General features: G+C 40.5%; 24 protein-coding genes, 1 pseudogene and 1 riboswitch. Of the genes and pseudogenes, 16 read left to right on the top strand and 9 right to left on the bottom strand.

The window, feature by feature from the left end:
- The first annotated feature begins 13 nt into the window (after nt 1-13).
- A riboswitch (SAM riboswitch) is annotated at nt 14-116 on the top strand.
- Nucleotides 117-198: 82 nt separating this feature from the next.
- The 12 genes from RCG17_RS10145 (at nt 199) to RCG17_RS10090 (ending at nt 14,051) form a co-directional block, all read left to right on the top strand.
- On the top strand, nt 199-1,323 hold the full coding sequence (locus tag RCG17_RS10145; RefSeq protein WP_308175053.1) for a 5-methyltetrahydropteroyltriglutamate--homocysteine S-methyltransferase: 1,125 nt from the start codon (nt 199-201) through the stop codon (nt 1,321-1,323).
- A 363-nt stretch (nt 1,324-1,686) separates the two neighbouring features.
- On the top strand, nt 1,687-1,902 hold the full coding sequence (locus RCG17_RS10140) for a hypothetical protein (RefSeq protein WP_308175052.1): 216 nt from the start codon (nt 1,687-1,689) through the stop codon (nt 1,900-1,902).
- Nucleotides 1,903-2,218: 316 nt separating this feature from the next.
- Nucleotides 2,219-3,358 carry an FHA domain-containing protein gene (locus RCG17_RS10135; protein ID WP_308175051.1) on the top strand — a complete coding sequence of 380 codons (1,140 nt, stop codon included), beginning with the start codon at nt 2,219-2,221 and terminating at the stop codon, nt 3,356-3,358.
- Between the two features lie 18 nt (nt 3,359-3,376).
- The gene (locus tag RCG17_RS10130) at nt 3,377-4,144 is read left to right on the top strand and encodes a PP2C family protein-serine/threonine phosphatase (protein WP_308175050.1); all 768 of its coding nucleotides are present in this window, start codon (nt 3,377-3,379) and stop codon (nt 4,142-4,144) included.
- A gap of 15 nt (nt 4,145-4,159) precedes the next feature.
- Nucleotides 4,160-4,786: a serine/threonine protein kinase gene (locus RCG17_RS10125; protein ID WP_308175049.1), complete on the top strand. Its 627-nt coding sequence runs from the start codon at nt 4,160-4,162 to the stop codon at nt 4,784-4,786.
- Entirely contained in the window at nt 4,783-5,847 is a 1,065-nt protein-coding gene (locus RCG17_RS10120; protein ID WP_308175048.1) for a hypothetical protein, read from the top strand. The genes RCG17_RS10125 and RCG17_RS10120 overlap by 4 nt, the downstream gene beginning before the upstream one ends.
- An 11-nt stretch (nt 5,848-5,858) precedes the next feature.
- Nucleotides 5,859-6,497, top strand: coding sequence for a hypothetical protein (locus RCG17_RS10115; RefSeq protein WP_308175047.1), 639 nt, complete (start codon nt 5,859-5,861; stop codon nt 6,495-6,497).
- Between the two features lie 30 nt (nt 6,498-6,527).
- Nucleotides 6,528-10,892, top strand: coding sequence for an Ig-like domain repeat protein (locus RCG17_RS10110; protein ID WP_308175046.1), 4,365 nt, complete (start codon nt 6,528-6,530; stop codon nt 10,890-10,892).
- Nucleotides 10,893-10,905: 13 nt separating this feature from the next.
- Nucleotides 10,906-11,139 (top strand): hypothetical protein, encoded by a 234-nt coding sequence (locus RCG17_RS10105; protein WP_308175045.1) that lies wholly within the window; start codon nt 10,906-10,908, stop codon nt 11,137-11,139.
- Nucleotides 11,140-11,696: 557 nt separating this feature from the next.
- Complete coding sequence (locus RCG17_RS10100; protein WP_308175044.1) at nt 11,697-11,882, top strand: hypothetical protein; 186 nt, start codon at nt 11,697-11,699, stop codon at nt 11,880-11,882.
- A gap of 159 nt (nt 11,883-12,041) precedes the next feature.
- Nucleotides 12,042-12,311 carry an AbrB/MazE/SpoVT family DNA-binding domain-containing protein gene (locus tag RCG17_RS10095; RefSeq protein ID WP_308175043.1) on the top strand — a complete coding sequence of 90 codons (270 nt, stop codon included), beginning with the start codon at nt 12,042-12,044 and terminating at the stop codon, nt 12,309-12,311.
- Nucleotides 12,312-12,377: 66 nt separating this feature from the next.
- Entirely contained in the window at nt 12,378-14,051 is a 1,674-nt protein-coding gene (locus tag RCG17_RS10090) for an ABC1 kinase family protein (RefSeq protein WP_308175042.1), read from the top strand.
- Nucleotides 14,052-14,080: 29 nt separating this feature from the next.
- On the opposite strand, the gene RCG17_RS10085 is transcribed toward RCG17_RS10090, so the two are convergent.
- Nucleotides 14,081-14,878, bottom strand: a complete 798-nt coding sequence (locus RCG17_RS10085; RefSeq protein ID WP_308175041.1) for a formate/nitrite transporter family protein — start codon at nt 14,876-14,878, stop codon at nt 14,081-14,083.
- Between the two features lie 392 nt (nt 14,879-15,270).
- Here RCG17_RS10085 and RCG17_RS10080 point away from each other — a divergent pair, with 392 nt between their 5' ends.
- Both RCG17_RS10080 and RCG17_RS10075 read left to right on the top strand, forming a co-directional pair.
- Complete coding sequence (locus RCG17_RS10080) at nt 15,271-15,831, top strand: GNAT family N-acetyltransferase (protein WP_308175040.1); 561 nt, start codon at nt 15,271-15,273, stop codon at nt 15,829-15,831.
- A gap of 18 nt (nt 15,832-15,849) precedes the next feature.
- Complete coding sequence (locus RCG17_RS10075; protein ID WP_308175039.1) at nt 15,850-16,557, top strand: DNA alkylation repair protein; 708 nt, start codon at nt 15,850-15,852, stop codon at nt 16,555-16,557.
- Between the two features lie 75 nt (nt 16,558-16,632).
- On the opposite strand, the gene RCG17_RS10070 is transcribed toward RCG17_RS10075, so the two are convergent.
- Nucleotides 16,633-17,097, bottom strand: a complete 465-nt coding sequence (locus RCG17_RS10070) for a GNAT family N-acetyltransferase (protein WP_308175038.1) — start codon at nt 17,095-17,097, stop codon at nt 16,633-16,635.
- Between the two features lie 126 nt (nt 17,098-17,223).
- Here RCG17_RS10070 and RCG17_RS10065 point away from each other — a divergent pair, with 126 nt between their 5' ends.
- Nucleotides 17,224-18,189, top strand: coding sequence for a quinone oxidoreductase family protein (locus tag RCG17_RS10065; protein ID WP_308175037.1), 966 nt, complete (start codon nt 17,224-17,226; stop codon nt 18,187-18,189).
- 129 nt (nt 18,190-18,318) lie between these two features.
- Here the strand turns inward: RCG17_RS10065 and speD are convergent, their stop codons facing one another.
- The 4 genes and pseudogenes from speD to RCG17_RS10045 form a co-directional block, all read right to left on the bottom strand.
- Nucleotides 18,319-19,575 carry an adenosylmethionine decarboxylase gene (gene speD, locus RCG17_RS10060; protein ID WP_308175036.1) on the bottom strand — a complete coding sequence of 419 codons (1,257 nt, stop codon included), beginning with the start codon at nt 19,573-19,575 and terminating at the stop codon, nt 18,319-18,321.
- Nucleotides 19,576-19,944: 369 nt separating this feature from the next.
- Nucleotides 19,945-20,160 (bottom strand): hypothetical protein, encoded by a 216-nt coding sequence (locus RCG17_RS10055; protein WP_308175035.1) that lies wholly within the window; start codon nt 20,158-20,160, stop codon nt 19,945-19,947.
- Nucleotides 20,161-20,194: 34 nt separating this feature from the next.
- Entirely contained in the window at nt 20,195-20,518 is a 324-nt protein-coding gene (locus RCG17_RS10050) for an ArsR/SmtB family transcription factor (protein WP_308175034.1), read from the bottom strand.
- Nucleotides 20,519-20,583: 65 nt separating this feature from the next.
- Nucleotides 20,584-21,542, bottom strand: a pseudogene (locus RCG17_RS10045) (bile acid:sodium symporter family protein).
- A 218-nt stretch (nt 21,543-21,760) separates the two neighbouring features.
- On the opposite strand from RCG17_RS10045, the gene RCG17_RS10040 reads away from it, so the two are divergent.
- The gene (locus tag RCG17_RS10040; RefSeq protein WP_308175033.1) at nt 21,761-22,627 is read left to right on the top strand and encodes an ADP-ribosylglycohydrolase family protein; all 867 of its coding nucleotides are present in this window, start codon (nt 21,761-21,763) and stop codon (nt 22,625-22,627) included.
- 122 nt (nt 22,628-22,749) lie between these two features.
- Here RCG17_RS10040 and RCG17_RS10035 read toward each other — a convergent pair whose 3' ends face one another.
- The 3 genes from RCG17_RS10035 to RCG17_RS10025 all read right to left on the bottom strand — a co-directional run bounded on the left by RCG17_RS10035 (nt 22,750) and on the right by RCG17_RS10025 (nt 25,950).
- Entirely contained in the window at nt 22,750-24,063 is a 1,314-nt protein-coding gene (locus tag RCG17_RS10035; RefSeq protein WP_308175032.1) for an acetyl-CoA hydrolase/transferase family protein, read from the bottom strand.
- Between the two features lie 37 nt (nt 24,064-24,100).
- A complete protein-coding gene (locus RCG17_RS10030; protein ID WP_308175031.1) occupies nt 24,101-24,889 on the bottom strand; it encodes an enoyl-CoA hydratase-related protein in 789 nt (262 codons plus the stop codon).
- A 212-nt stretch (nt 24,890-25,101) separates the two neighbouring features.
- Nucleotides 25,102-25,950 (bottom strand): 3-hydroxybutyryl-CoA dehydrogenase, encoded by an 849-nt coding sequence (locus RCG17_RS10025; RefSeq protein ID WP_308175030.1) that lies wholly within the window; start codon nt 25,948-25,950, stop codon nt 25,102-25,104.
- Nucleotides 25,951-25,959: the final 9 nt, after the last annotated feature.

Raw genomic sequence — 25,959 nt, 5'->3', positions numbered from 1 at the left:
TATATGAGAATTATTCTTATCCAGAGAGGTGGAGGGACTGGCCCTTTGAAACCTCGGCAGCAGACTTATTAAGTACTGTGCCAATTCCAGTAGCGCGTTTTGCTTGGAGATAAGAAGAGAATTTGGTACGTAAACGACCCCTCTTCTTATTTTTTAGAAGAGGGTTTTTTAAATTAAACAGAAAGTAGGAAAATATCTATGGCAACAACACTCGTAAAAGCACCATTTAAAGCAGACATTGTAGGTAGTTTTCTAAGAACACAGGCAATTAAAGAAGCAAGAGAAGCATTTGCGAACGGCGAAATTGACCAAGCTGCCCTAAACCATGTAGAGGATCAAGAAATTGAGAAGCTTGTCCAAAACGAAATTGAATCAGGCCTTAAATCGATCACGGATGGTGAATTTAGACGGGGATGGTGGCACTTAGATTTTCTTGCAGGTTTAGAAGGTGTTGATTGGTTTGAATCTGAATATATCAGTCATTTCCAAGGTGCCAAAACAAAAAATACAGCCATTAAAGTAGTCGGAAAAGTGGACTTCAATGATCATTATATGCTCGAACACTTCAAGTTCTTAAAACAAGCCGTTGAAAAATATGGCGATGGCACTCAAGTGGCGAAGTTCTCGATTCCAAGCCCTAACATGTTATTCACTCGGATTCAAGGTGATGAGTATTATAATGGAAACACCGAGCAGCTTGTTGCGGATACAGTAGCAGCATACCAAAAAGCAATTCAAGCATTCTATGATGCCGGCTGCCGCTATTTACAATTGGATGATACATCATGGATTGACTTCGTATCTGATGAGCGCATCCAAGTAGTCGTTGAAAAAGAAGGCAAGGATGTACAAGACATCATCGAAACAAGAGTGCGTTGCTTAAATGAGGCAATTTCTAAAAAGCCTGAGGACTTATTAATCACGATGCATATTTGCCGCGGAAACTTCCGTTCTACTTATATTACAAGCGGCGGATACGATAAAATTTCCGATGCAATTTTTGCTAACTTAAATGTAGACGGACTTTTCTTGGAGTATGATGATAACCGTTCAGGTGACTTTGAACCATTAAAGAGCTTTAAAGATGGCAAAACAGTTGTATTGGGATTAGTTACTTCTAAATTCCCTGAACTTGAAGATTCTGAAAGCATCAAGGCTAGAATCAAAGAAGCAAGCGAATCGATTCCATTAGAAAACCTAGCATTAAGCCCTCAATGTGGATTTGCCAGCACGGAAGAAGGCAACGTCTTAACCGAAGAGGACCAATGGAATAAAATCAAACACATCGTTAAAATTGCTAAAGATGTATGGGGTACTCTCTAATATGCAATGCAAACCTCCTTCCTGTGCGGAAGGAGGTTTTTTCGTATGAGTTTTTAAAAAATTCCCAGTAAAAGGCAAAATGTGCAAAGCCCCCTGAAAAACGTGCAAGCCCTCATAAAAAACATGCAAAGCACCCCCAAATACCTGCATAGAACTTCAAAAAACGTGCATCATACCCAAAAACGGCGTCACCCAACTTTTTACCTAACTATAAAAAATTTTGATAGGAAGAACGAACTGAAAAATATTGAAAAAATTCCGGAAAATTGTGTATAATTAAACCAATTACTGTGATTTTTGTCGTTTCTGCTAAGATTTTCATAATTAAGGTAATAATATGAAGAAAAGGTTGGTACGGTAAACATGGGAAGTAACGTAAAAATGACACTAAATGGTAATGTTAAAATTACAAACTTAGCAGCTTACAGACGAAAAAAATTAGTGCAACGGAATAAATTTTGGTTGATCGCCATTGGTATTTGTCTTGTTCTTTTAAGTACAGCAGTTTATTTTGGAGACGAAATCCAACAATCTGTAAATGATTCTAATGTATTGATGACACCTTACGTTTCACAATAATGGATCGTTTTTAGAGAAGTGCTTTCAGCACTTCTCTTTCTTTTAACTGCCTTCTAGTATAATTCTACTAGAACGACAACTAGTGATGTTGGAGTTTTGTCTAAAAATCAAGGAAAATACTCCCAATTTCTTTGCTGACATCGACATATTGTAGGAGAATGGGGTAAAATTAAGCCATATTTAGAAGGTTACAGAAAAAAGGTTATAACGAAATAGACATTAATAATTAGGTATAAAGTGAATAGTCCAACTTTACCGTTTAAGACGAGTTTCTTCTATATAAAATAATCAAACCTACAAGATAGGGGAGAAAACAATGATGAAAACAATAATCGAACAAAGTACCGGCCAATGTGTTGTGAAGAGCCGGTTACAATATCCTGAAACGATCAATGAACGTGAATACAAGGCCATTTCTGATGGATTAATCGAAGGTCTTATTCCATTACGTACTGAAAAAAGTAAGGCTGAGGTTGTATTGCAAAGTACACTAGTTGGAATGGTGTCATTAGAATCCTATCTGAGTCGTATTGTCAGTAAGAGCGAGTTTTTGAATGTGGTCACTCAATTGATCAGGATTATAAGGGAATGTGAAAATAATTTGCTGAATATTGGAAATCTCTTGCTAGATTGCCGATATATCTTCTTTAATCCTGAAACGAAAAAAGTGAATTGCGTATTCTGGCCAATTATCAACAATCAACAATCCTATGTGTGGTCTGAATTTTTTCAAGATCTTCCATACCACGCTGTATTTTCGAAAGATGAAAGTCATGATTATGTCGCACACTACTTAAACTATTTTAAACACAGTATTCCTTTATCAATTAATCGTTTTGAAAGATTAATAGCTGCAATAAAGGAAAACAGACCTGATTCTACTGTGCTTGGGGACATTTGGCCGATTCCAACGAATGAAGCAAGCCTCAAACAAGCATTGTATTGCCGAAACTGCGGAAATGAATTTTGGGAAGCAGCTAATTTTTGCGCTGCTTGCGGTTCTTCTTTGGAGGATGCTGAAACCTCACAAGTTAAATATTTAGACATTTCAGAGGTGTTGGGAATAGGAGGAAACCAAAGTACGAGTGATACCGCTGTATTAGGTACGAAAGAATCTGATAGCGGGACAACAGTGCTTGGTGCGGATGCGGTTGAAGAACCAGCCTTTCCTTTTTTGGTAAGAGAAAAAACACAGGAAAAAATCTTTGTGGACAGACAATCGTTTCGAATTGGAAAAGAGGCGCAGCACTGCGATTATGTTGTTTCATATAATAATGCGGTTAGCCGCAATCATGCTGATATTATCACAAGGGATCAGCGCTATTATATTATCGATAATCATTCAACCAATAAAACGTATGTAGAAAATCGCGCGATACCAGCGAATAAAGAGATAGAGATTTTTTCAGGGACAAAATTACGGCTCGCCAATGAAGAATTCGTATTTTATCTATAACCTAAGGAAGGTTCCAAAATGGACGTATTGTCTGCAGTATGCACTGATGTTGGGAATCGAAAATCAACCAATCAAGACAGCTTGTGTTTAAAGATTGCGGATACCTCTGTCGGAAAGGTCGTTTTGGCCGTGATTTGTGACGGTATGGGGGGACTTTCCAAAGGGGAAGTGGCCAGTGCAAGTGTGGTCCATGCTTTTTCTGAGTGGTTTGAAACAGAGCTTTCGGCACAGCTGGCAAAGAAGGATTGGGATGATATTCAGTATCGCTGGGGACGGCTGATGAAAGAACAAAACCAGCGAATTGCTGATTATGGAAGAAAAATAAGGGCACAGCTTGGGACAACCTTAACGGCCCTGCTCTTAATCGATTCACATTTTCTATTGATTGGCCATGTCGGTGACTCACGAGTCTATCGGATACACCAGCAATTAGAAATTTTAACGGAAGACCAAACAGTGGTCGGCAGGGAGATTAGAAGCGGCACCTTAACTCCAGAGCAGGCGAAAAAGGATCCACGAAGAAATGTTCTTTTGCAGTGTATTGGGGCTTCAAAAATCGTTGAGCCGCAATTTGTTTATGGAAAACCTATACCAGGTGAGGTTTATCTGCTTTGTTCCGATGGTTTTCGTCATGAGATTACTGAAGATGAGATTTTTCAAGCATTCTCACCGCAGCTGTTAACAAATGAAACAGTGATGGAACAACAGGTAAAAGCGATGATTGAGCTTAATAAGCAAAGACAGGAAAAGGATAATATCACTGCGGTGCTTATTAAAATTTTGTAAGGATGGGGATTCCCTTTGGCAGCAATTGGCTCTGTTATAGAAGGTAAATATGAAATCTTAAAGCTGATTGGACAAGGCGGAATGTCGAAGGTTTATCTGGCGATGGATAAACGCCTTAACAAGCAGTGGGCAGTAAAAGAAATTGAAAAAAGAGGTAGAGATCAACATAAGGATGTCATTATTCAGAGTGCGATTGCCGAAGCGAACCTGATTAAGAAGCTTGACCATCCTGCATTGCCGCGGATTGTGGATATTATCGACAATGGCCAAGTCATTTATGTCATCATGGACTATATTGAAGGGGAACCGCTCAGTAAGATCATCGACGAGTACGGTGCCCAGCACCAAGATTTAGTGATTGATTGGGCGAAGCAGCTTTGTGATGTACTTGACTACTTGCATACACGTGCACCTTCGATTATCTATCGGGATATGAAGCCTGCAAATGTGATGCTAAGGCCTGACGGTAATGTGAAACTGATTGATTTTGGGATTGCCAGAGAATACAAAGAACAAAATCTGGCTGACACGGTAAGTCTGGGAACAAAAGGATATGCTGCCCCAGAACAGTTCGGGGGAAAGGCCAGACGGATGCACGAACCGATGTCTATTGCCTTGGGGTTACGTTATATCACCTGGTGACAGGACAAAATCCTTGCGAACCGCCTTATAAGTTATATCCAATCCGCCATTGGAATCCGCAATTATCCGGCGGTTTAGAAAAAATCATTCAAAAATGTACCCAGTTGAACCCTGATGACAGATTTCAATCATGTGCAGAGGTTTTATATGCCCTTCATCATTATGAAGAAGTGGATGATACGTATCGGGCCAAACAAAAAGCGAAGCTTCGCAACTTTGGTATCGTGGCCGCATCAGCCTTGTTCTTTTTACTAATGGGAATTACGGGACAGGCAATGGAAACCCATACGAACAATGATCATTACAGTCAAATCATCCAAACGGCCGAAAAAACGAATGATGATACGAAAAAAATCGACTATTATTTGCAGGCAATTGATATTAAACCAACTGCGAATGAAGCTTATGTTGGGATGCTATCTGCTTTTAAAAGCGATGCTTCTTTTACGGTTGGCGAAGAAGCGAAGTTTAAAAATAAAATTACTCCCCATCTCATGGATTTCCGCCAAAACCCCGACTATGCTAACCTTGCCTTTGAAATCGGAAAAACCTATTGGTATTACTATGATTATGGCCGAACCAAGAATAGCGACAACCAGATCACGAGAATGAAAAGTTCGATTCAATGGTTTGCTGATGCTGTACAGTATGGTTCTAAAAGCAATAGTTTTTATGAAATGGCCACAGTGTATAGAGATATCGGGATATTTAACCGTGATATTACTCTCCATATAGATGAGGCTTCGGATAATGGTCTCTATCGTCCATATTGGGAAAACATCAAAAGGCTTAACAAAATGATTGAAAAAACCCCCAATGAAAATGAAATTGTGAAATTGGAACTCTATAAATTGACAATGGATGCGCTTGAAACCTACTCAAGGAAGTTTAAATTGGATGGGATCAAAGAAAGCGACCTTCGCTCTGTTTATCAATCTGTTAAAAAAAGTACCAAGAATGTAGCGGTAACCACCGATAAAACCCGAGCGATGAAAAGTGTAATCGTCAAACGCTTCGGTGAAACAGAGCGGGCCATTGAGCTGGCATACAGACAAGAGTAGGAGTGATTAGTATGGATGCAACAGTATGGCGAATGATTTCCCTCATTGGATATTTCCTGGCGGGTGTATTTTTCGTTGCAGCTATCATTCTGTTTTTTAAAATGAACATTCGGACCATTATCGGTGACCTGACTGGTAAAACAGCAGCACGGCAGATCCAGGAAATTCGTGAACGGAATTTAATGACAGGCCATCAGCGCTACAAGCCTGCTGCTTTTCAATTGGAGCGGGGAACGTGGGGGACTGGCGGTAATCGGACGGGCAGAAAAGTTGGCAAAACAGCACAAGCCCTTGCCCATGCATCAAAGCGGCTTGACCTAAAAGCGAAGACCGACGAAACATCAAAGCCAATGAAAGAAAGAATAGTAGATTTATCCTCAATTGAGCCAACAACCATTCTTTTTTCAGAAGCATCTGATCAGGCAAGTGTAACGGAAGTACTGCCGTTACTAAACGAACAAACAGAAGTACTTTTGGACAGAACTGAGGCACAAGAAGATGCTATAGTGGTAGATGGTACGGAAGTTTTACCACAAAAGACCGTGTTATATCTGACTGAGGAGTTAGATGAACATGAAAGAGTGATCCCGACGGTTGATTTTAAGATCGTGAAAGATATCAAAATCGTTCATACAAATGAAATGATTTAATCCTTTTTCACGAAAAAAGGGGAGAGGAAGTTGTCTAAAAAGAAGAAATCCAAGCTAACAAGGATATTGGCTGTTTTTCTGGTCGTTTTAATGGTTGTCTACAATATGCCAGCAACGGCCGGGTTTGCTGCAAACAATCCCCAAGTTTCCTATACATCAGGTGGTACTCCAGTGTCGGGACAAGCTGTGTCCGGCACGACAGCTTCTGTTCAATTTACGGCTGCTGTTAATGGCGGTCACGGAACGATTTCACCCGAGCAAGCGACCGTCAATCAAAATGGTAACATCGAAGTCACCTTAAAACCGGATGATCACTACCGGGTTTCAGCTTTTACGATTAATGGAACCCCGATCGATGTTGAACAGCTTACTGATAATGGGGATGGAACGTTCAAATACACGGTTTCCAACATAACGAAAGATAGGTCAGTCGAGGTCGTGTTTGAACCGATTCCAGCCTTGACTGGTCCGTGGACGAATGATGTGAGTGTGCAGCCTACTGCCGGGTCTGTAGCAAAGGCTCTTTATACAGACGGCAATAATCAGGTCATCGTATTTTCAAAGGATGCGAATCTAAGTGTTACACCCTTATCGCCATATAGCGAGCTTAGAATGCGATTATCCGGGTCTTCCAGTTTTCAAGACTGGACGGCAGTGTATAAAGATATCACTTCATCTACGGCTATTTCCGATTTACAAGTGAAACAACAGGGGAACACAAGCCAGGGTGAAGTGAACTTAAATGGCGGCAATTTGCTTTTTTTATTTGATACTCAAAAACCTGATGTCAATGATCCTGCGGTAAATGGTGACAACTTGGCCGCCGTTAGTGGTTCAAATTGGTACAGCGGCAATGTTACCGTCTCCGGGACGATCAACAATGATCCCCAGTCCTATCAGGGCGTTTCCTATAAAACGGACATTGATAAAGTGTATTATTCAAAAGGCGGATACTCGCCAACTAACGCCAAAGTAGCCTATGATTCAAACGACCCTAAAAATATTGTTGGGGGCAATACAGATCCTGTTCATTATTCTTTCACACCAACTGATGAAAATTACAATGGTGAATACAGTATTTGGGCTTTGGATAAGGCGGGAAACCGCTCAGATGTTAAAACGGTGAAAATAAACATCGATAAAACAGCACCGAATCTTGCAGGAAATGATGCCGTTACCTTTACACAGACAAATAATAACTTTTTTGCTAAAGCCATCAACACTCTTACCTTTGGCACCTTTTTCAAAACGGGAGTTCAAGTGACGGTTCACGCTGCAGATGCAGGGTTCGGGGTAAAAGAGATTTTGTTGATTCCAAAGAGTACCGACCAATCAAATCTTGATCCGCAAGATGTTAGTAAAACCTTCAGTACGGATGGATCAACAGCGGCAGAAACATTTAGTCTTGATACGGATCATTTTACGGGAACATTCGATGTAAAACTTACTGATCAAGTCGGGAACAGCCAAACCATTCCTGTTACAGACGGTAATTCTAATATTACGGATCATGATAGCGGCTTAGTTAAGATCGAGAATAACCAACCTACAGCTGATATTAGCACCACAGCGAATGGAACTGAGGTTTCTTCGTATGAGCGGGATGAAAATGGGAAAACCATTTCCATTTATAGTGGCGACGCAACCTTTCATGTTAAAATTGCCGATCCAGACTCTGGTGTCAATACTGTCAAAATTGATGTGAACGGTACTCCTTATAAGGTATACGATTTTTCCGACGGGCTGCAAACGAGTCCAGCAATCGATTCAATTTCTACCGATAACCTTGGCGGAATTAAATTGAATGACGATGGATCCTATGTTTTGAAGGTATATGTGATTGATAATGCAGGAAATACGTTTACATCCGAAAAAACCATATATTTGGATAAAACCAGTCCAGCCATTACCAAGGTTCATTTTTCCAGTGAAGATGGCAGCAGTGGAGATTCTGGAGTTTCCGTTGAACCAACGGATTATGGCTTCTTTTTCAAAAAGCCGACGAAGGTGACCGTTACCGCCGTCGATCCGGGGGGAGATGCGGCAAGTACCGTTCAATCGGAAACGATTTATTTAAAAGACAATGAAAATGGCAAATACTTTGCGATAGGCGAGGACGGCAAGTTGATCGAAATTGCGGCGTCCGATATCGGCAAGATTGCGGCGGTTCCGACTTCTACTGATGTAACGTTCGATGTTCCGGAGAACTTTAAAGGGCAAATTTTTGTAAAAGCTACGGACCATGTCAAAAATACTGGTAACTATCAATCACCACCCTCTGTGATTGTCGAAAATGAGGCGCAGCATGCAAAATCGGCTTCGATTTCTTTTGAAAAAGAGCCAACAAGTTATAAAGACAACAATGGATTAGATCTTTATGGCAAAAATGTTCCTGTGAATATAAAGGTTTCTGATCCGTATTCAGGAATTGGAAAAATTGAATGGTCGGTTGTTGCGCCTTATGATACAGCCGAAAATCAAAGCGGCACAGCTGTTATCGACAATGCGAAAAATATATCGGGGGATTCGGGCTGGAATGCAACAAAAACGGATCAAAACCTGGTGACGGAAATGACCAAGACGGTTCTTGTCAACAATGACAGCAACAATATTGTTGTACATGTAAAATTGACCGATCGGGCAGGCAACACTTCGGAACAGGATATGACGTTTAGTATTGATAAAACAGTTCCAACGATCAGTGTTACTTATGATAACAACTCGCCAGATAGTCAGTATACCGATTACTATAAAGCTGATCGCACGGCGACGATCGTTGTTTCAGAGCGCAATTTCAGACCTGAAGATGTCCAATATGAGATCACCAATCAGGATGGCGGCGTACCGAAATTAGTTGGCTGGTCAACCGTCGAAAATGCTGAGGATCCGAACCAAACAAAGCATATCGCAACGGTAAAATATAGTTCCGATGGTGATTATCGATTTACTATTAAGGTTAAAGATAATGCCGAGAATGCAGCAGCGCCATTTAATGAGCAAAAGTTTACAATTGATAAAACGATTCCTGTTGTGAATGTTACCTATAACAACAATTCGGTTAGCAATGGTGATTATTTTAAAGCGGCCAGAACCGCAACGATTCAAATTAATGAGCATAATTTTGACCCAGCTCGTGTAAAGGTGGAAGGTACGGCAAATGATAATGGAAATGTGGTGGCCTTCCCGTCGATTAGCGGCTGGACGACAAACGGTGATATTCACACCGCAACAATCCAATATGCAGCAGATGCAAGGTACAGCTTTGACATTGATTTCATGGATAAGGCAGGTAATATTTCAGCGGATTACAAACCTGATCAATTCATTGTTGACCAAACAGCACCAAAAATTACGATTTCAGGTGTGGCAGACAAATCGGCAAATAATGGGGATGTCATTCCGGTTGTCAATTATTCTGATACGAACTTTAATAAAAATGAGGTATCGATAAAGTTGACTGGTGCCAATCGGGGCACGGTGGTGACTGAGGGAAGTTTTGCTGATGCACCAAACGGCGGTGTCTATACCTTCAAGAATTTTGTGAAGGACAAGAAGTTTGATGATATTTATACATTGACAGCCAATCTGGTGGACCTTGCCGGAAACCAGACCACCCAAACGATTAGGTTCTCGGTCAACCGATTTGGTTCTGTTTATGCTTTCGATGATTCCTTGAAACAAATCGAAGGAAAATATGTCAAACATGAAAAAGATGTGGTAGTGACTGAAACCAATGTTGATACGTTGAAGCCTGAAACGGTTAAGGTTAAGTTAACAAAGAATGGCACGCCATCTGATTTGACGGAGGGAAAAGATTATACGATTACACATTCTGGCGGGGACGGTATGTGGAGTCAGTACAAATATGTCGTGAAGAAGGAACTGTTTGCTGACGATGGCAAATATTCTGTTTCCCTTTATTCGGAGGATGCGGCGGGCAATATTAATGAAAATATTGATGAAAGCAAAAAAGCTGAAATTTCATTTGGTATTGATAAGACTGCGCCTGTAGTCCTTCCAGTGGATTTTCAAAGTGGAAAGGAATACCCGGTTGATAAAAAATTAGTCAGTGTTTCGATTAAGGATAATCTTGTTCTGAAGGGTGCAAAAATTTACTTGAATGGTAAGAAACTCGCCAATAAGGTGGACGGCGAGAATTACACCTTCACCATACCAAGCTCCAATTCCAAGCAGAATGTAATAATTGTAGCTGTCGACGCAGCAGGGAATGAATATGTGAAAAATATAAATGACTTCTTGGTATCCACAAATCCAATCGTTCGCTGGTATAACGATACTCCTTTATTTATGGGGTCGATTGGCGGGGTTGGTGCAGTGGGGGCCTTGGCGATCTACCTGGTTGTTAGGAATTTGCGAAAAGAAGAAGAAGAATAGGGGGGTGGCAGGTATGCATCACGAAACATTGATCATTGTGCTCGTTTCCACTTGTTTGCTTGTGAACCTCATTACTTTGGCTGTAGTGATCTTGTCTCACAACAGGAGAAGGGGAGATGAGCAGGATGCAAAGTTACAAGTTGCGGCAGCCCTAAGTCCGGTACAAGGGATTGTATTTTGCCGCAACTGCGGAAACCAATTTGATTCAACATTGGACGTATGTCCACATTGCAAGACAACTCGATAACTATAAGAAGGCGGTTCTGCTCTTTCCTAGTGAAAGGGGAGGAACCGCCTTTTACGTTCGATTTGGGTAACCCAGGAACGATAGAGGTCATATGATGATGCCGGATCTAATAAAAAAGGTAAGAGAAGTGGCACCATGGAGTCCTTATGATGCCGAATCTCATAACAAATATAAGAGAAGTGGCACCAAAGGATTTCGGTCCTTTAAAAAAAATGGAGGACTGCCTTCCTATATGTTTCAATGGCGTGATCGGTTTCTATGTCTGACTCGGTGATGATGGGAAAGAGCTTATATTTTCAGTATTAATTGGGGTTGGATTATATTCCATTTAGGGTTCTCCTTCAATAGAGTTATATTATGTTTATTCATTCTTCAATTAATAATCAGTAATTAGTGAGGAGTAGTATTCACTTAAATGAAGTTACGGCAAAAGGCTTAGGTGAAATTCTTTAAATTTTCAAAAATAATCTATCCGCTTACTTCTATTTCTACTATCATAGAATCATAGGTATAGTCATATTAATTAAGCTTGAGTGCTCTTTTATAGGGGGAAAACAATGGCAAAAGACGAAGTGGAAAAGACTACTGAAGAAACAAAACAAGCTGAACAGGCAGAACAAAGCTCGCCCAAGAAGCAATCTCGAAACAGTTCATTCCATAGTTTAAATGAACTTTTGCAGGTTGCAATGGATATGGGCGATCAACGAGTGATTGATGCCATCAAGAAAAAGATGCAAGAGTAATAACATATGATTAAAAGAGAAAGCTAAACCAAAAGCGATCTGAGTACAAGCAGATGGTTTTTGGTTTAGACAAAAAGTTGCCATATGTAGATTCTGTGAATAGTATAGTAGGTATGAAAAGTATGATTTATCATACATGTATGCAGGAGGTGCATAGTGATGATGAATCATGGAAAATTTTTTGGAACGACCAGTATGGGAGAAAGAGGACAAGTTGTTATTCCATCAGATGCAAGGGAAGAGTTGGATATCCAGCCAGGTGAAAAGTTTGTCGTGTTTGGCGATGCCAGAAAAGGTGCTGTCATTCTTGTGAAATCAGAAATCCTCAATAAATTTGCAAACTTTTTCTTTGCAAAATCAAAGAAATTCGAAAAAATCGCCAAAGAAATCCTGGATAAGACCGATAGTGACCCAGAGGAAGAAGAGTAATACATAATCAAAAGGACAGCACGCAGGCTTGTCCAATGAAAATGGCAGCAGAAGGAGTGGACAAGAATGCGGGAGTTGGTACGGTTATTACGCAATAAAAGATTTCGCATCACCTTTTTTATGTTTATTGGCTTTTTTATGCAATTCTGGTGGCTTGGAAAAAGAAAAAAGTTTTTAAGCAAGGAAAAAAAGGAAGCCAAGTATAAAAAGGCATATACGAGGCAGGCAAAAAAGTTTGCGGCAACAGCTGTTGAATTAGGTGGGTTGATCATCAAGCTCGGTCAATTTGTCAGTTCGAGAGTCGATATTTTACCAAAAGAATATACAGACATTTTATCAGAGCTTCAGGATTCGGTAGCTCCTGTTGAGACGAAGATTGTTGTGAAAAGAATCGAACAAGAGCTATCCGCATCCATTGATGTCCTGTTTGAAAGCTTCAATTACACACCGGTTGCGGCAGCATCGCTGGGGCAGGTCCATAAAGCCATCCTAAAGAATGGTGACACGGTGGCGATTAAGGTGATGCGGCCAGGGATTGAGGATATTGTCGCTCTTGACTTATCTACACTTAAAATGCTGATTCGGTTTGCCCAAAGATTCACCAAAGTAGAAAAGTTTGTAGACTTGGATGATGTTTACCAAGAATTTGATGAAGTGATTAACGAAGAATTGGATTATAAAAAAGAAGTGAAAAATCTGGAGACTTTTCGAGATCAGTTTGCGGATTTCCCAGGTGTTTCGGTTCCAACAGTATATAAGGAGTTTTCAACGAGCAAGGTGCTTGTCATGGAGTTTGTCGAAGGCGTGAAAATAAACGAGATTGACAGGCTTGAAGGGAAGGTCAATCAGAAAAAGCTGGCAAAAATCCTTTACTTATCCTATTTAAAACAATTGATGGAGGATGGCTTTTTCCATGCCGATCCACATCCGGGAAACTTGTTGGTAAAAAACGATGGAACATTGGTTTATATTGACTTTGGCATGGTTGGCATGGTGTCCGACCAAATGAAGGAAAATATCGTGAAGCTATCGCTTTCCATTTATTTGAAAGATCCTGGAGGAATTGTTGCAGCTCTTGACGATCTTGGGTTCTTAAGGAAACAAACGGATAAAGCGGCTCTTACAAAGAATGTAAAAGTGATTCTTTCTAGTTTTTCAGATGGTGGATTTAATATTAAAAAAATCCAAAATGAAGATTTTCTTGATGAACTGCGTGAATTTTTATACCAGCAGCCATTCCAAATCCCATCACAAACAACCTTTTTAGGCAAGGCCATTATGACGGTCTTTAGTATTTGCAATGGTTTGGACCCTGACTTTGACTTAGTTGCTCTGACAAAGCCTTATGTGGAAGAGATGATGGGCAGTGCGGAAGCTAGTCCAACGAAAGAAAAGGTTTTTGACCAGGTAAAGAGTACTTTCTTAAATGTAATTCCTACATTCAGAAAAGCCGTCAATTTAATAGATCAATTTGAATCAGGAGAAATTCGAATGGCTCCGCCAAAATCATTTGAAAAGAATTTGGCAGATATGCAAATTTATCAAACTAGAAGGATTGTTTTCGCTGTCTTTGGGACGGGGCTGTTAATCGCAGGCTCACAAATTATGAACCAACATAATGGTGTTGGTATTTCATTTATGATTGTTGGCGGACTTATTACGCTTTTTCAAGCAGTCAGGACAGGTTCAGGAAGAAGAAGGGGTCCGAGAAGGCACCCGTTTGTTCATAAGAATCGTTAAGAGACCCGTATATGGGGGGCCGCCTGGGTTTAATCGCTTGGATTATCTGCTTCATCAAAAAAGGGCTTATTCGCATGGTAATACATGAAGCCCATCATCCCAACGCCCCCAACCAGATTTCCTAACGTCACCGGGATCAGGTTATGTATGACCCCAGCCATTGAAATGGTTTCGGGATGGGGTATGACTAATGCAATGGCAAAGGTACACATATTGGCAATGCTGTGCTCATACCCTGAAACAAAAAAGCAAAACACGAATAACATCATCGAAAACATTTTGGGTCCATCACCTTTTAGGCCCATGGGAATAAAAAATGCGAGACAAACCAGCCAGTTACAAAGGATTGCTCGAAAAAACAGCTCGAACATTGGTGTTTCCATTTTCTTTTCGACAACACTTAACAAAAAGCCATTTACTGTTGTCTCCGCAAAAAGATTCGTTAAATAGATCAGCAAAGCAAAAGCTGCGGCACCCAGCATATTACCGATATAACTAAATACCCATAATTTCATAACATCGATCCAGGCCATTTTTTTTCGGAGTGCTGCATAGGTGTAGTAAAAGGTATTTCCTGTAAATAAATCTCCCCCTCCATAGGCAATTAAAATGATAGCTGCTCCAAAGGTTATGGCCGCCATTGGATAGGTCAATGGGGAGTGTACCAAATAAAAAAAGTTCCCTGATTTAAAAGCAACGATGACCCCGAACCCGATAAACATACTGGCTAGCATGGCTCTAAGAATGTATCGGAACAGACTTTTCTTAAAGATTTTAAATTTTTTCGCAGCCAGCTTTTCCACTTCAATTAAAAAACCCGTTTCCATTTATTTACCACCAATCATATTAAAAGGTTCCATTATATTTTTTACAAAAAATAGTAGTGTTATGTATAACTTTATATGTGAAATAGGCCCAGTTTGAAATTGGACTGAGTCGCATGCTTAAAAAGGTTTATGTGAGCCACTTCGGACAGGAGAAAGCGAAATTGGCCGAGGCGTGTCCGAAGTCAAGGCAACTTCGGACAGTGGATCGCAAAATTAGCAGGGGCGTGTCCGAAGTCAAGTCAACTTCGGACAGAAGAAATCGAAAATATCAGCCCCCTGTCCGAAGACAGAAAGCGGCTTTTGTTAGCTTTTAATTATTGTGTTAGGATGTTTTTTTGTAATAGGATGTGAATATAGGACAAGCATTTAAGCCAGAGAGGGGTACAACTTGCATGAAACCAATATTAATCGATTTTCCAGAAGAAATTTATACCCAGAGGCTTTTAATTCGTAAGCCGATGCCTGGGGATGGAAAAGTGGTATATGAAGCAATGAAGGCATCATTAAATGAGTTGAAGCCTTGGATGCCTTGGGCAAATAGAGAACAGACTGAAGAGGATGTCGAGACAATTATACGTGAGGCACACGCTAAATTTTTAACTAGAGAGGATCTAAGGCTTCATATATTTAATCGAGAAACTGGCGAATTCATCGGGGGGACAGGCTTGCATCGGATGAACTGGGATGTGCCAAAGTTCGAAATAGGTTACTGGATTGATACCAGACATAGTGGCAAGGGTTATATTACGGAATCTACTCAGGCACTCACAGAATTTGCTTTTAGCGAATTACATGCAAAACGAGTAGAAATCCGTTGTGATAGCAAAAACAGCAAAAGTCGGGCGATAGCGGAGAAATTAGGTTTTACCTTGGAAGGAATCTTAAAAAATGACGGCCTTTCTGTAGATCGGAAAGAAACCCGTGATACCTGTATATATGCCAAAATCAATTAAAGAAGGAAGTGCAAACCGATGGATTTCGAAATGGTTATGCAGGAATTAGAAGCGCTCGGTAAGGAACGAACGAAAAAGACTTACTTAAGCAATGGTGCACACGAGCCTCTTTTTGGCGTAGCTACAGGGGCAATGAAGCCAATCGCAAAGAAAATCAAGAAAAATCAGCCTTTAGCTGAGCAGCTATACGCCACCGGAAACTATGATGCCATGTATTTTGCTGGTATTATTGCGGACCCAATGACAATGATGGAGGCGGATTTTGAGCTTTGGATAGATGGGGCTTATTTTTATATGCTATCGGATTATGTGGTTGCAGTCACTTTGTCTGAAGCCGATATTGCGAAGGCAGTTGCGGACAAATGGATCGCAAGCGGGGAAGAACTTAAAATGTCGGCAGGCTGGAGCTGCTACTGCTGGCTTTTGGGTAGACGCCCTGACAGCGAATTCAATACAAATAAAATTGCCAGTATGCTTGATCAGGTAGAAAATACGATTCATCATTCTCCTGATCGAACAAAATCCTCTATGAATAATTTTATTTACACAGTCGGGCTTTCCTATTTGCCCCTTCATGAAAAGGCGGTTGAAACCGCAAAGAAAGTAGGCCCAGTCGAAATCAAAAGGGACAAGAAGAAAAGCAGTATTCTGCTAGCTTCCGAAAGTATCCAAAAGGAAGTAGATAGAGGAAGACTTGGTTTCAAACGCAAATATGTCAGGTGCTAGCTTTGTTTGACTAATGAAGTGGGAAAAAGATTACCCAAAGGGCGCAATCCTGGAACATGGATCAGCGCTCATTTTTCATTTTTGGGACAGATCATCTTTAATAAAGCTGCTGAGCAAAAATCCAGGAACGATTTCAATATCTTCTATGTGGTGAAAACCATTTTTCAGATAAAGGGCCCTGGCAGGAAGGTTTTCTTTACCGGTTGATACTTTAATAGTAGATATATCCACATTCCTTTTCTCAGCAGCATGCAAGAGCTCGTGCGCAATCCCTTTTCGAAAATAATTAGGATGGACAATCATCCGACAGATCGACAATTCATGCCCATCAATGGTATACGATAGGGCACCTGCCAGTTCATTTTTTTCAAAGTATCCAAAAAAGATCTCATCGCATTCTGTTAATTCATCGATTGTTTCTTTCAACGGGGGGATATCATAAAAATGAATTAGCCTCGCTTCAATCAAATAAGCTGCCCTTTGCAATTCATATAATTCCTTAACAAGACGATCATCTTTAAAATCAATTAATTTAATCATGATATCATTTCCTTTTTTATACTATATGTTTCTTTTATAATAATAGTTGGAAAACCTTCTCGCAGTATTTTGGAGAGTATATCATATAAATTTATCTAAATTTCTTTAAGAGAAAAGGAGAATTAAATGAAAGCACTCATTTTTGAATCGTTTGGCGGACCTGATGTGCTGCAATATAAAGAAATCCCTGACCCAGCAATTAAAGAAAACGAAATACTGGTGAAGATGAAAGCAATTGGGTTGAATTTTGCTGATATTTACAGAAGAAAGGGAAATTACCATCTGGCTGGTGAACCACCTTACATATTAGGTTATGAAGGCTCCGGTATAGTGGAGCAAGTTGGTACTGGTGTAACGAGCATAAAAATTGGAGACCGCGTTGCATTTGCTGATGTCCCATTTGCCAACGCAGAGTTAGTCGCCGTTCCCGAGGAAAAAGTGATTCCGTTACCCGATGACATTTCCTTTGAAGCAGCATCTTCAATTCTATTGCAAGGTCTAACTGCACAGTATTTAACCAAGGACAGTTATGAAATTAAAGAAGGAGACACGATTCTCGTTCATGCAGCAGCTGGAGGTGTAGGTCAGAATCTTATTCAGATTTGTAAATTGCTGGGCGGGCAAGTAATTGGTCTTACCTCTTCCTTGGAAAAATCAAAAGCTGCTTATGTATCAGGAGCCGATTATGTCTTTTTATACGAAGAGGAATGGAGTGAAAAAGTAAAGGAAGTTACAAACGGCAGTGGTGTGGATGTTGTTTATGAATCAGTGGGTTCTACTTTAGAGAAAAGTTTTGAAGCCGCTAAAATTGGAGGAACAGTTGTATTTTTTGGAATGTCAGGAGGAGACCCTGATCCAGTGGACCCGCGAATGCTGATGGATACTTCTAAAACACTAACTGGAGGAGACCTGTGGAATGTTTTGACTTCCTTAGGGGAAAGAAAAAAACGTTCAAAGCAACTATTCGATTGGATAAATGAAGGAAAAATAAATGTACCAAAGCTTACGATATTTCCTTTAAAGGATGGAGCCAAAGCCCATATTTTACTGGAAAGCAGACAAAGTGTAGGTAAAATTCTACTGATACCCTGAAGTTCGCCCTAGTGACTTTTTTAGAAAAATAATTCCTCCCTACGAACATCTTATGGTGTTCGTCCTAGATTGAGACCCAAGGCATCCTACTGAATAAGCCAGTTCGGATGCCTTTTCCACTTTATCCTTTTAGATCATATGTAGAATGGAGTTTTTCATTGAATTCACGATGGCTAATTTTTTCTTTGCTAACATATGAGGTGTGAAATAAGATAAACTTTCAAGTTTAGTCGGTAAGGTTTGCGTTGGAACCTGAACCTGCTGATTCCCCCATACTATAGGTTTTTTCGATGCGATATGAAATCCCCAATCCCCAAAAGATGGAACAATCGTGTGATAGCTAAGTGTTTGATAGCCAGCAGTTTCGATCGTTTTTCCGATACTCCAATAGACAAGCGGCGTTAGCTCTAGTGAGTGTGCTTGGCAGACGAATAGTCCGTCATCTGTAAGAGAACGTTTCAGCAGGGAATAAAACTCTACGGTATATAGGTTGCTTAAGATTCTGGTGGTTGGATCGGGCAGGTCAACAATGATTGCATCGAAGTAAAAGCGATTAGATACCAGGAAGTCGGCAGCATCCTGTTGAAGAATTGTTACCTGCGGATTGTGAAGGGAGTGCTGGTTCAATCTTACCAGGTTTGGTACATATTTGGCTGCGTCCAATACCAAGGGATCTGCATCAACAAGCGTAACATGATGTACGTTCGGGTACTTTAGGATTTCCCTTAATGCAAGACCGTCTCCGCCTCCTAAAATAAGGATATGTTCTTTGCTTGAGGCAAGCGTAAGGGCTGGGTGGACAAGTGCTTCATGATAGATCCGTTCATCTAAAGAACTAAATTGAAGCTGCCCATTGAGGTACATTCTTAAATCAGGGGCCTCGATCACTTGAATATGGTGAAGATCACTATTGCCGATGAATACTTTTCGATGCTCTCCATTTAAAATCACATTCAGCCCAATAGCATCCAAATTTTTTTCAAGATCTGTTTCATTCCGATCAGAAGGATATTGCCACTGATATTCCTGAAAATTACCAGGGTTTGTATCTCCGCGAGAAAGGCGATAAATTCTTGCCTTTTTTGCAGAAATTCCTCTTAGAAGATATTCTGCTTGTTCCAGAGGATTTCGTTCACCACAGGTATAAATGTCTAATGAGGCATACCCATTTTCAGGCCACGTATGGATGGACATATGTGAACTGGCCAATGCCAGCATTCCTGTCACCCCCTGCGGCTGAAAAGGATAGAAATAGGAGGATAAAACCTTTATATTCAAGTGTTTTGCCACTTGAATCATTAATGATTCTAAATACGACTTATTATTTAAAAAGTCACGATTGCATTGAAATGCATCAATGATGACATGTTTTCCATCCGTATTCAAATTGGGTCACCCCTTTTTATTTAACCTTATGAGTGTTTTTTGGAAAAATTCAGCCTTAGAAAAAGAAAAAAGCATTACCGTTGATTTCGGTAACGCCTTTCTAGTCATTCAAAAAAGTCATTCTGCCTTTGTAGCCGCAAACGGGACAGGTCACAACCCGTTCGTTGATGACGCCAGTCTTCAATGCAAAAGCAAAATTAAATTTCGTTAATTTAAAGCAACTATGACAGCAAGGGCAGACAAAATGAGTATTTTTTGTTCGGATATCTGTGTATTTATAGATAAAGATAAACATGAAAGCGACAATAATAATAGTTTGTAGTAGCCCTAGTATAGGATTCATAATCAGACATCTCGCTTTTTATGAGATTAATCTACTTCTTTCAAAATCTTTTCGATGTTTGTTAAACGATTGTTTATTTCTTGAATCTGCTGCTGCTGCAAGGCTGCATTTTCTTTATCCAATTTTAGGCGTTCCTCTGCACGGCGTTCCATTCTGCGAACGACACCAATTCCGAAAATGAAAATACACAAAATAAGTAGGACAGGAATTAAAGGTATTAATGAAAAAATGGCCTCTCCCAATTTTTTATCCCCCTTCTTTTTTAAGTAAAAAAAACTACTCCTTTCTGCTTTTTATCGTTAAACTGCTTGCTAATTCGGCAATGAGCTCCTTATCCACGGTCAGGCTAAATGGGTTTAGTTCATAAAATTTCATTGCTTTACCGCTTTCAGAAACTTCGTGATGGCCAGTAATTAGGTTGGCATCTTCTAACTTCTGCAAATGTAAATAAAGTAAAGGTCTGCTGATGCCTAATTCTCTGGCAAGCTGGCTGACATATTGCTTTTCTTTTTGAAGAACGGCAATAATTTTTAATCGATAAGGATTGGACATTGCCTCTAAAAACTTTAATAGTTCGTCACCATTTTTTATATCTTTCATATGTAATAATTTTATTACAGGTGGAACAAAATATCAAGCCACCCTGTTTAGGATGGCTTGGAAAATTACATTTGAATTTCTTGATTGCTTTGTTCCTTTTTATCCTTCATTCGGCTATAAATATTTGCAAGCACCGAGCCGGAAAGGTTATGCCAAACACTGAAAATGGCGCTTGGTACAGCGGCTAATGGTGAAAAGTGGGCGGTCGCGATGGCAACACCCAAACCGGAATTCTGCATTCCAACTTCCATGGAGACCGCTTTTTGCTTCGCCAAGTCCATTCCGCATAGACGAGCAAAGAAGAAGCCAATTAAGAATCCTAAAAGATTGTGAAGAATGACAACTCCAAAAATAAGTAAACCTGTCGAGGCAAGTTTTGCTGCACTTCCTGCAACGACGCCAGCAACGATTAATACGATGGCAATAACAGAGACGAGCGGCATTGCTTTTGCCCGGCTTTGGCTTGTTTGCCAAAGAATTTTTTAATAATGAAGCCCAATGCTAATGGCACAATGATTACTTGTAAAATCGAAATGAATAAAGACAATACGCTGACATTAACCCATTTACTTGCAAACAGTAGAATGAGCAGCGGTGTGACAATTGGTGCAAGAATCGTAGAAACAGAAGCGATCGCAACCGCAAGGGCCACATTTCCTCTAGCTAAGAACACCATGACGTTAGAAGCAGTACCGCTTGGGCAGCAGCCGACTAAAATAACTCCGACTGCCACATCTTTAGGTAAATGCAAGCCGACAGCTAGTAAAAAGGCAATAAGCGGCATGATGATAAAGTGTCCGATTACCCCAAGAGCTACTTCTTTAGGTCTTTTAAGGACTTCTTTAAAATCGGATAGTTCGAGTGTTAAACCCATTCCAAACATAACAATCCCTAATAAAGGAACAATATAGGCACTAAGCCAAGTGAAATGTGCTGGCAGCAGATATGCAACAACTGCAAAGACCAGAACCCACAACGTAAAAGTTTTACCAGCAAAGGTGCTGATTTTCTCGATGACTCTCATGACAACAAACCCCCAAAAAATATTTTCTAACTATTCTTTAATATATTTTTATATATTAAAACTAATATTTTAAAAAATCAATATATTTAGTTTTTATATAAAATTCAGAAAGCACATTCATAACCGCTATTACTTGATTTAAAATATTTATATAATAATTGATAGATACTACAAAATGTTTTTCACACCCCGTATTATGCCTTTAGGAGATGACTAGAATGTTAAATAAAATTAAAGGTGCTTTATTTGGATTTGCGATTGGTGATGCGTTAGGGGCAACGACGGAATTTTTAACAAAAGAAGAAATTAAGCAAAAGTTTGGTCAGGTAAAGGAAATTGTTGGTGGGGGCTGGTTGAACCTTGCAAGAGGGGAAACAACAGATGACACCGACATGACACTGCAGGTAGCAAGAGGGATTTTGAAAAATCCCAAAGATCCTGTAGAGCCGATTGGGGAAGAATTTTTAAAATGGTATGCCTCTCGGCCAAAGGACGTTGGCATCATTATCAGCACAGTCCTGGGAAGCTACAATGGAAACTGGTTTGAAACGGCTCAAAAAGCCCATTATCAATACCTTGATGAGAAATCAGCAGGTAACGGCTCGTTGATGCGCTGTCTGCCAGTGGCTTTGGTCTATAAGGATATCGAAGAAATGGAAGCCATCACCAGAAGACAATCAAAAATGACTCACTATGATTTTTTAGCGGATGAAACCTGTGCGATTTACAATCGGATCGCTTACCATGTCTTGCGAGGAAAAAACCTAAAAGAAGCTATCAAAGATGTACTTAAAGGCAGCATGTATGAGTCCGCCCTAAAAGGTGAAAAGCCGGCTTTCGATCCCGATGGCTTTGTGGTTCATACGATGTACTGGGTTTTATATTGGCTGCTTACCTGTGACTCTTATTTAGAAGTAGTCGTGGGGGCAGCGAATGAAGGGCACGATTCGGATACGGTTGCTGCAATTGCCGGCGGATTAGCGGGGCTTGCTTGCGGTTTTGATGGGCTGCCAAAAGAATATGTCGATGTTCTTGCTGAGAAAGAGGAAATCGAGAGAATTGCCATTGAATTAAGTAAGAGGTGATGGATTTCTATTTGAGCGGGATATCCGTGAGTTCAAGGTATATATCCGCACGGAAGGCCGATATATCCGCATCATATCCATTAAAAAAGCCCGGATCCAAAACTGGACCCGGGCTTACCAAGTTAAGCCATAAAAAAGTTCTTCTGCGGCAGGAATCCGCGTTTCACTGCATCAAATGTGAGCTGTTCCCTAAAGTTAGGATGAGCAATTTTAATAAGGGCTTCAGTTCGGCCTTGAACCGTTTTTCCTTTTAAATCCGCTTTTCCGTACTCCGTAACAATCATATCCACATCATTTTTATGGGTGGATACCACTGCACCAGCTGGTAGCATTGGCACGATTTTGGAGATCGTATCATTTTTAGCTGTTGAATAAAGGCAAATAATCCCACGGCCATTTTTAGCCATACGGACACCCTTGGCAAAATCCGCCTGGCCTCCGGTAGAAGAATAGTAGGTTCCATTAATGGTTTCAGAGTTACATTGGCCCAAGAAATCGACTTCAACCGTAGAGTTGACCGATACTAGATTATCTAGTTGTGCGAGATTACGAAGGTCGTTGGTGATATTACAAGGGAGCATGAGAATGTCTTCGTTATTATTCATAAAATCGTATAAACGCTTCGAGCCATAGGCAAAGGTTGCCGTTGATTTGCCTTTGAAAATGTTCTTGTGGGCATTTGTGATGACGCCTTGTTCATATAAATCTACGAACTTGTCAGGCAGCATTTCGGTATGAATGCCAAGGTCACGGTGCCCGCTTAAATATTCAATAACAGCATTTGGCATGGAGCCAAAACCGATTTGAACCGTGTCGCCATTATGAATTAAGTCTGCGATCGTCTGGCCAATTTTCATATCTTTTTCAGTGAGAACAGGATTGGCAACAGAAGGTAAGTCAAAATCATGTTCAACCAGTGCCTTGACTTGGCTGATATGGATTTTATTCTGTTCCCCCAAAGTAAGCGGCATATTGTGATTGACTTCGAGAATAATGGTTTTAGCGCTATCCAATAAATCCCCGAGATAACTGACGCTTGTTCCCAAAGAAAAATAACCTTCATCATCCATCGGTGAAACAGTGGCCATCAGGACACGTTCCGTATGTGATGTACCAATTTTGATTAAGGATGGGATATCTGAAAAATGGTTAGGGAGAAGGTCCGTTTTTCCCTCAGCAAAAGCTTTACGGTCATACCCGCTAATGAAGATGGAAATTTGCTTGATTTTCTCCTGTTCCACGTTTAAAACTGGATAACCGGGAAGCATTCTGTAAAGAAGGTTCCCACTTAATTTTTCATATGAAACCAAAGCATCGAGCAGTGCTGGCGGTTCTCCAGGGGTAATAGGAGTAACGATCGCCTCGCCGGGCTCAATAAATCGAACTGCTTCTTCTGCCGTACAGCATTTTTCTCTATAAATCTCTTGATAACTCATATCTTCTCATCTCCTTTAATTGGCTTTAATAATTCAATTATTCCCCTTTAAAAGCAGCCTGACGTTTCTCCAAGAATGCGGACATACCTTCTTTTTGATCCTTAGTAGAGAAAAGAGATCCGAATAATTCAACTTCAAGGGATACGGCGCGTTCAAGGTCAAGGTTTGTTCCTTCATTGACAGCTTTTTTGGTAAAACTAACTCCTAGTGGAGACTTAGAAGCGATGGTTTGTGCAATTTTTTTCGCTTCCACCAGCAGTTCCGTTGCATCGACTATCCGGTTTACGAGTCCGATTTCATAAGCCCGTTCAGCATTGATTATTTCGCCGGTGAACAGGATTTCTTTGGCAATTCCTTTCCCAACAAGGCGAGGAAGCCGCTGGGAACCGCCGAATCCTGGCATGATGCCGAGGCCGATTTCAGGCTGGCCGAATTTTGCTTTGTTGCTGGCAATCCGTATGTCACATGCCATTGTCAACTCACAGCCGCCGCCGAGAGCAAAGCCGTTCACAGCCGCAATAACTGGGATTTTTAAATTTTCAATTTTGGAAAATGCTTTATTGCCTAAGGAGGAGAATTCGCGTCCTTCTAACACATTTTTATTTTGCATTTCCACAATGTCCGCACCGGCAACAAAGGCTTTTTCTCCAGACCCCGTTAAGATAACTGCACGGATAGATGAATCTGCATCAATGATGTCAGCCGCTTCGGCCAACTCCCTTAATACTTCAGTATTTAGAGCGTTTAAAAATTTTGGTCTATTGATCGTTATGACAGCAATATTTTCTTCAACGGCAACTTCAAGCGTATTAAATTCTCTCATCATCCATTCCCCTTTTTTTTAAATTGGCTGTGTTAAATTTGTCTGTTGATTTCCGCTCCAGGCACTCGCTTTCCGCAGGGAGGTCCTGGAGCCTCCTCGGCGCCTTGGCGCCTGTGGGGTCGGAAGACACCTCTATATCCTGCAGGAGTCGAGTGCCCTCCGCTCCAATCAACAGGTATAAAAAACCAACAATTTCCTTTAACACAGCCTAAAAATTAATCATAAACATAGAATCCGCGGCCAGATTTGACACCGAACCATCCAGCTTCCACATACTTTCGGAGCAGCGGGCATGGACGATATTTCGGATCGCCAAATCCTTCGTAAAGTACTTCCATGATCGCAAGGCATGTGTCTAGTCCGATATAATCGGCAAGCGTAATCGGACCCATTGGATGGTTGGCACCAAGCTTCATTGCTTCGTCCATTCCTTCTGGAGTCGTGACACCTTCATAAACGGCATAAATAGCTTCGTTAATCATCGGAATCAGCACTCGGTTTACCGCAAAACCTGGGAGGTCTTTAATGGCAACTGGTACTTTTTTTAATTCCTTAGCCAAATCTTCCACAAGTGCAAATGTTTCTTCGGACGTAGCCAGCCCGCTATTAATTTCAATTAGTTTCATAACTGGAACAGGATTAAAGAAATGCATGCCGATTACTTTTTGCCTTTTGGTGACAGCAGCAATTTCAGTTATGGGCAGGGAAGAGGTGTTGCTTGCAAGAATTGCCTCAGCAGGTGCAAGTTCATCTAGCTTGCGGAAAATGCCAAGCTTAATTTCTTTATTTTCAGTTGCCGCTTCAATTACTAATTGAACGTCTTTAGCATCTTCGAGATTAGTAGAAACGGTGATTTTTGAAAGAGTCGCTGCTTTTTCTTCCTCTGTTTTCCGTCCTTTTTGGATATCACGGTCCAAGATTTTTGCGATTTTCGCCAAGCCTTTTTGGACAAATTCTTCTTTAATATCATTCATGTACACTTGGTAGCCTTTTTGTGCCAAAATCTGGGTGATACCGCTTCCCATTTGTCCAGAACCAACCACCATAACTTTTTCAATTTTCATCAAAAACTC

It is taken from the genome of Neobacillus sp. PS3-12, from assembly GCF_030915385.1.
Taxonomy (GTDB): Bacteria; Bacillota; Bacilli; order Bacillales; family Cytobacillaceae; genus JAEVLT01.
The sequence above is the reverse complement of the archived record's forward strand: the minus strand, read 5'-3'. Positions and strand labels throughout refer to the sequence as shown.

Coding starts and splice junctions, on each gene's coding strand:
- RCG17_RS10145 (WP_308175053.1), top strand. CDS start 199: ATGGCAACAACACTCGTAAAAGCACCATTTAAAGCAGACATTGTAGGT.
- RCG17_RS10140 (WP_308175052.1), top strand. CDS start 1,687: ATGGGAAGTAACGTAAAAATGACACTAAATGGTAATGTTAAAATTACA.
- RCG17_RS10135 (WP_308175051.1), top strand. CDS start 2,219: ATGATGAAAACAATAATCGAACAAAGTACCGGCCAATGTGTTGTGAAG.
- RCG17_RS10130 (WP_308175050.1), top strand. CDS start 3,377: ATGGACGTATTGTCTGCAGTATGCACTGATGTTGGGAATCGAAAATCA.
- RCG17_RS10115 (WP_308175047.1), top strand. CDS start 5,859: ATGGATGCAACAGTATGGCGAATGATTTCCCTCATTGGATATTTCCTG.
- RCG17_RS10105 (WP_308175045.1), top strand. CDS start 10,906: ATGCATCACGAAACATTGATCATTGTGCTCGTTTCCACTTGTTTGCTT.
- RCG17_RS10100 (WP_308175044.1), top strand. CDS start 11,697: ATGGCAAAAGACGAAGTGGAAAAGACTACTGAAGAAACAAAACAAGCT.
- RCG17_RS10095 (WP_308175043.1), top strand. CDS start 12,042: ATGATGAATCATGGAAAATTTTTTGGAACGACCAGTATGGGAGAAAGA.
- RCG17_RS10090 (WP_308175042.1), top strand. CDS start 12,378: ATGCGGGAGTTGGTACGGTTATTACGCAATAAAAGATTTCGCATCACC.
- RCG17_RS10085 (WP_308175041.1), bottom strand. CDS start 14,878: ATGGAAACGGGTTTTTTAATTGAAGTGGAAAAGCTGGCTGCGAAAAAA.
- RCG17_RS10080 (WP_308175040.1), top strand. CDS start 15,271: ATGAAACCAATATTAATCGATTTTCCAGAAGAAATTTATACCCAGAGG.
- RCG17_RS10075 (WP_308175039.1), top strand. CDS start 15,850: ATGGATTTCGAAATGGTTATGCAGGAATTAGAAGCGCTCGGTAAGGAA.
- RCG17_RS10070 (WP_308175038.1), bottom strand. CDS start 17,097: ATGATTAAATTAATTGATTTTAAAGATGATCGTCTTGTTAAGGAATTA.
- RCG17_RS10065 (WP_308175037.1), top strand. CDS start 17,224: ATGAAAGCACTCATTTTTGAATCGTTTGGCGGACCTGATGTGCTGCAA.
- RCG17_RS10050 (WP_308175034.1), bottom strand. CDS start 20,518: ATGAAAGATATAAAAAATGGTGACGAACTATTAAAGTTTTTAGAGGCA.
- RCG17_RS10040 (WP_308175033.1), top strand. CDS start 21,761: ATGTTAAATAAAATTAAAGGTGCTTTATTTGGATTTGCGATTGGTGAT.
- RCG17_RS10035 (WP_308175032.1), bottom strand. CDS start 24,063: ATGAGTTATCAAGAGATTTATAGAGAAAAATGCTGTACGGCAGAAGAA.
- RCG17_RS10030 (WP_308175031.1), bottom strand. CDS start 24,889: ATGATGAGAGAATTTAATACGCTTGAAGTTGCCGTTGAAGAAAATATT.
- RCG17_RS10025 (WP_308175030.1), bottom strand. CDS start 25,950: ATGAAAATTGAAAAAGTTATGGTGGTTGGTTCTGGACAAATGGGAAGC.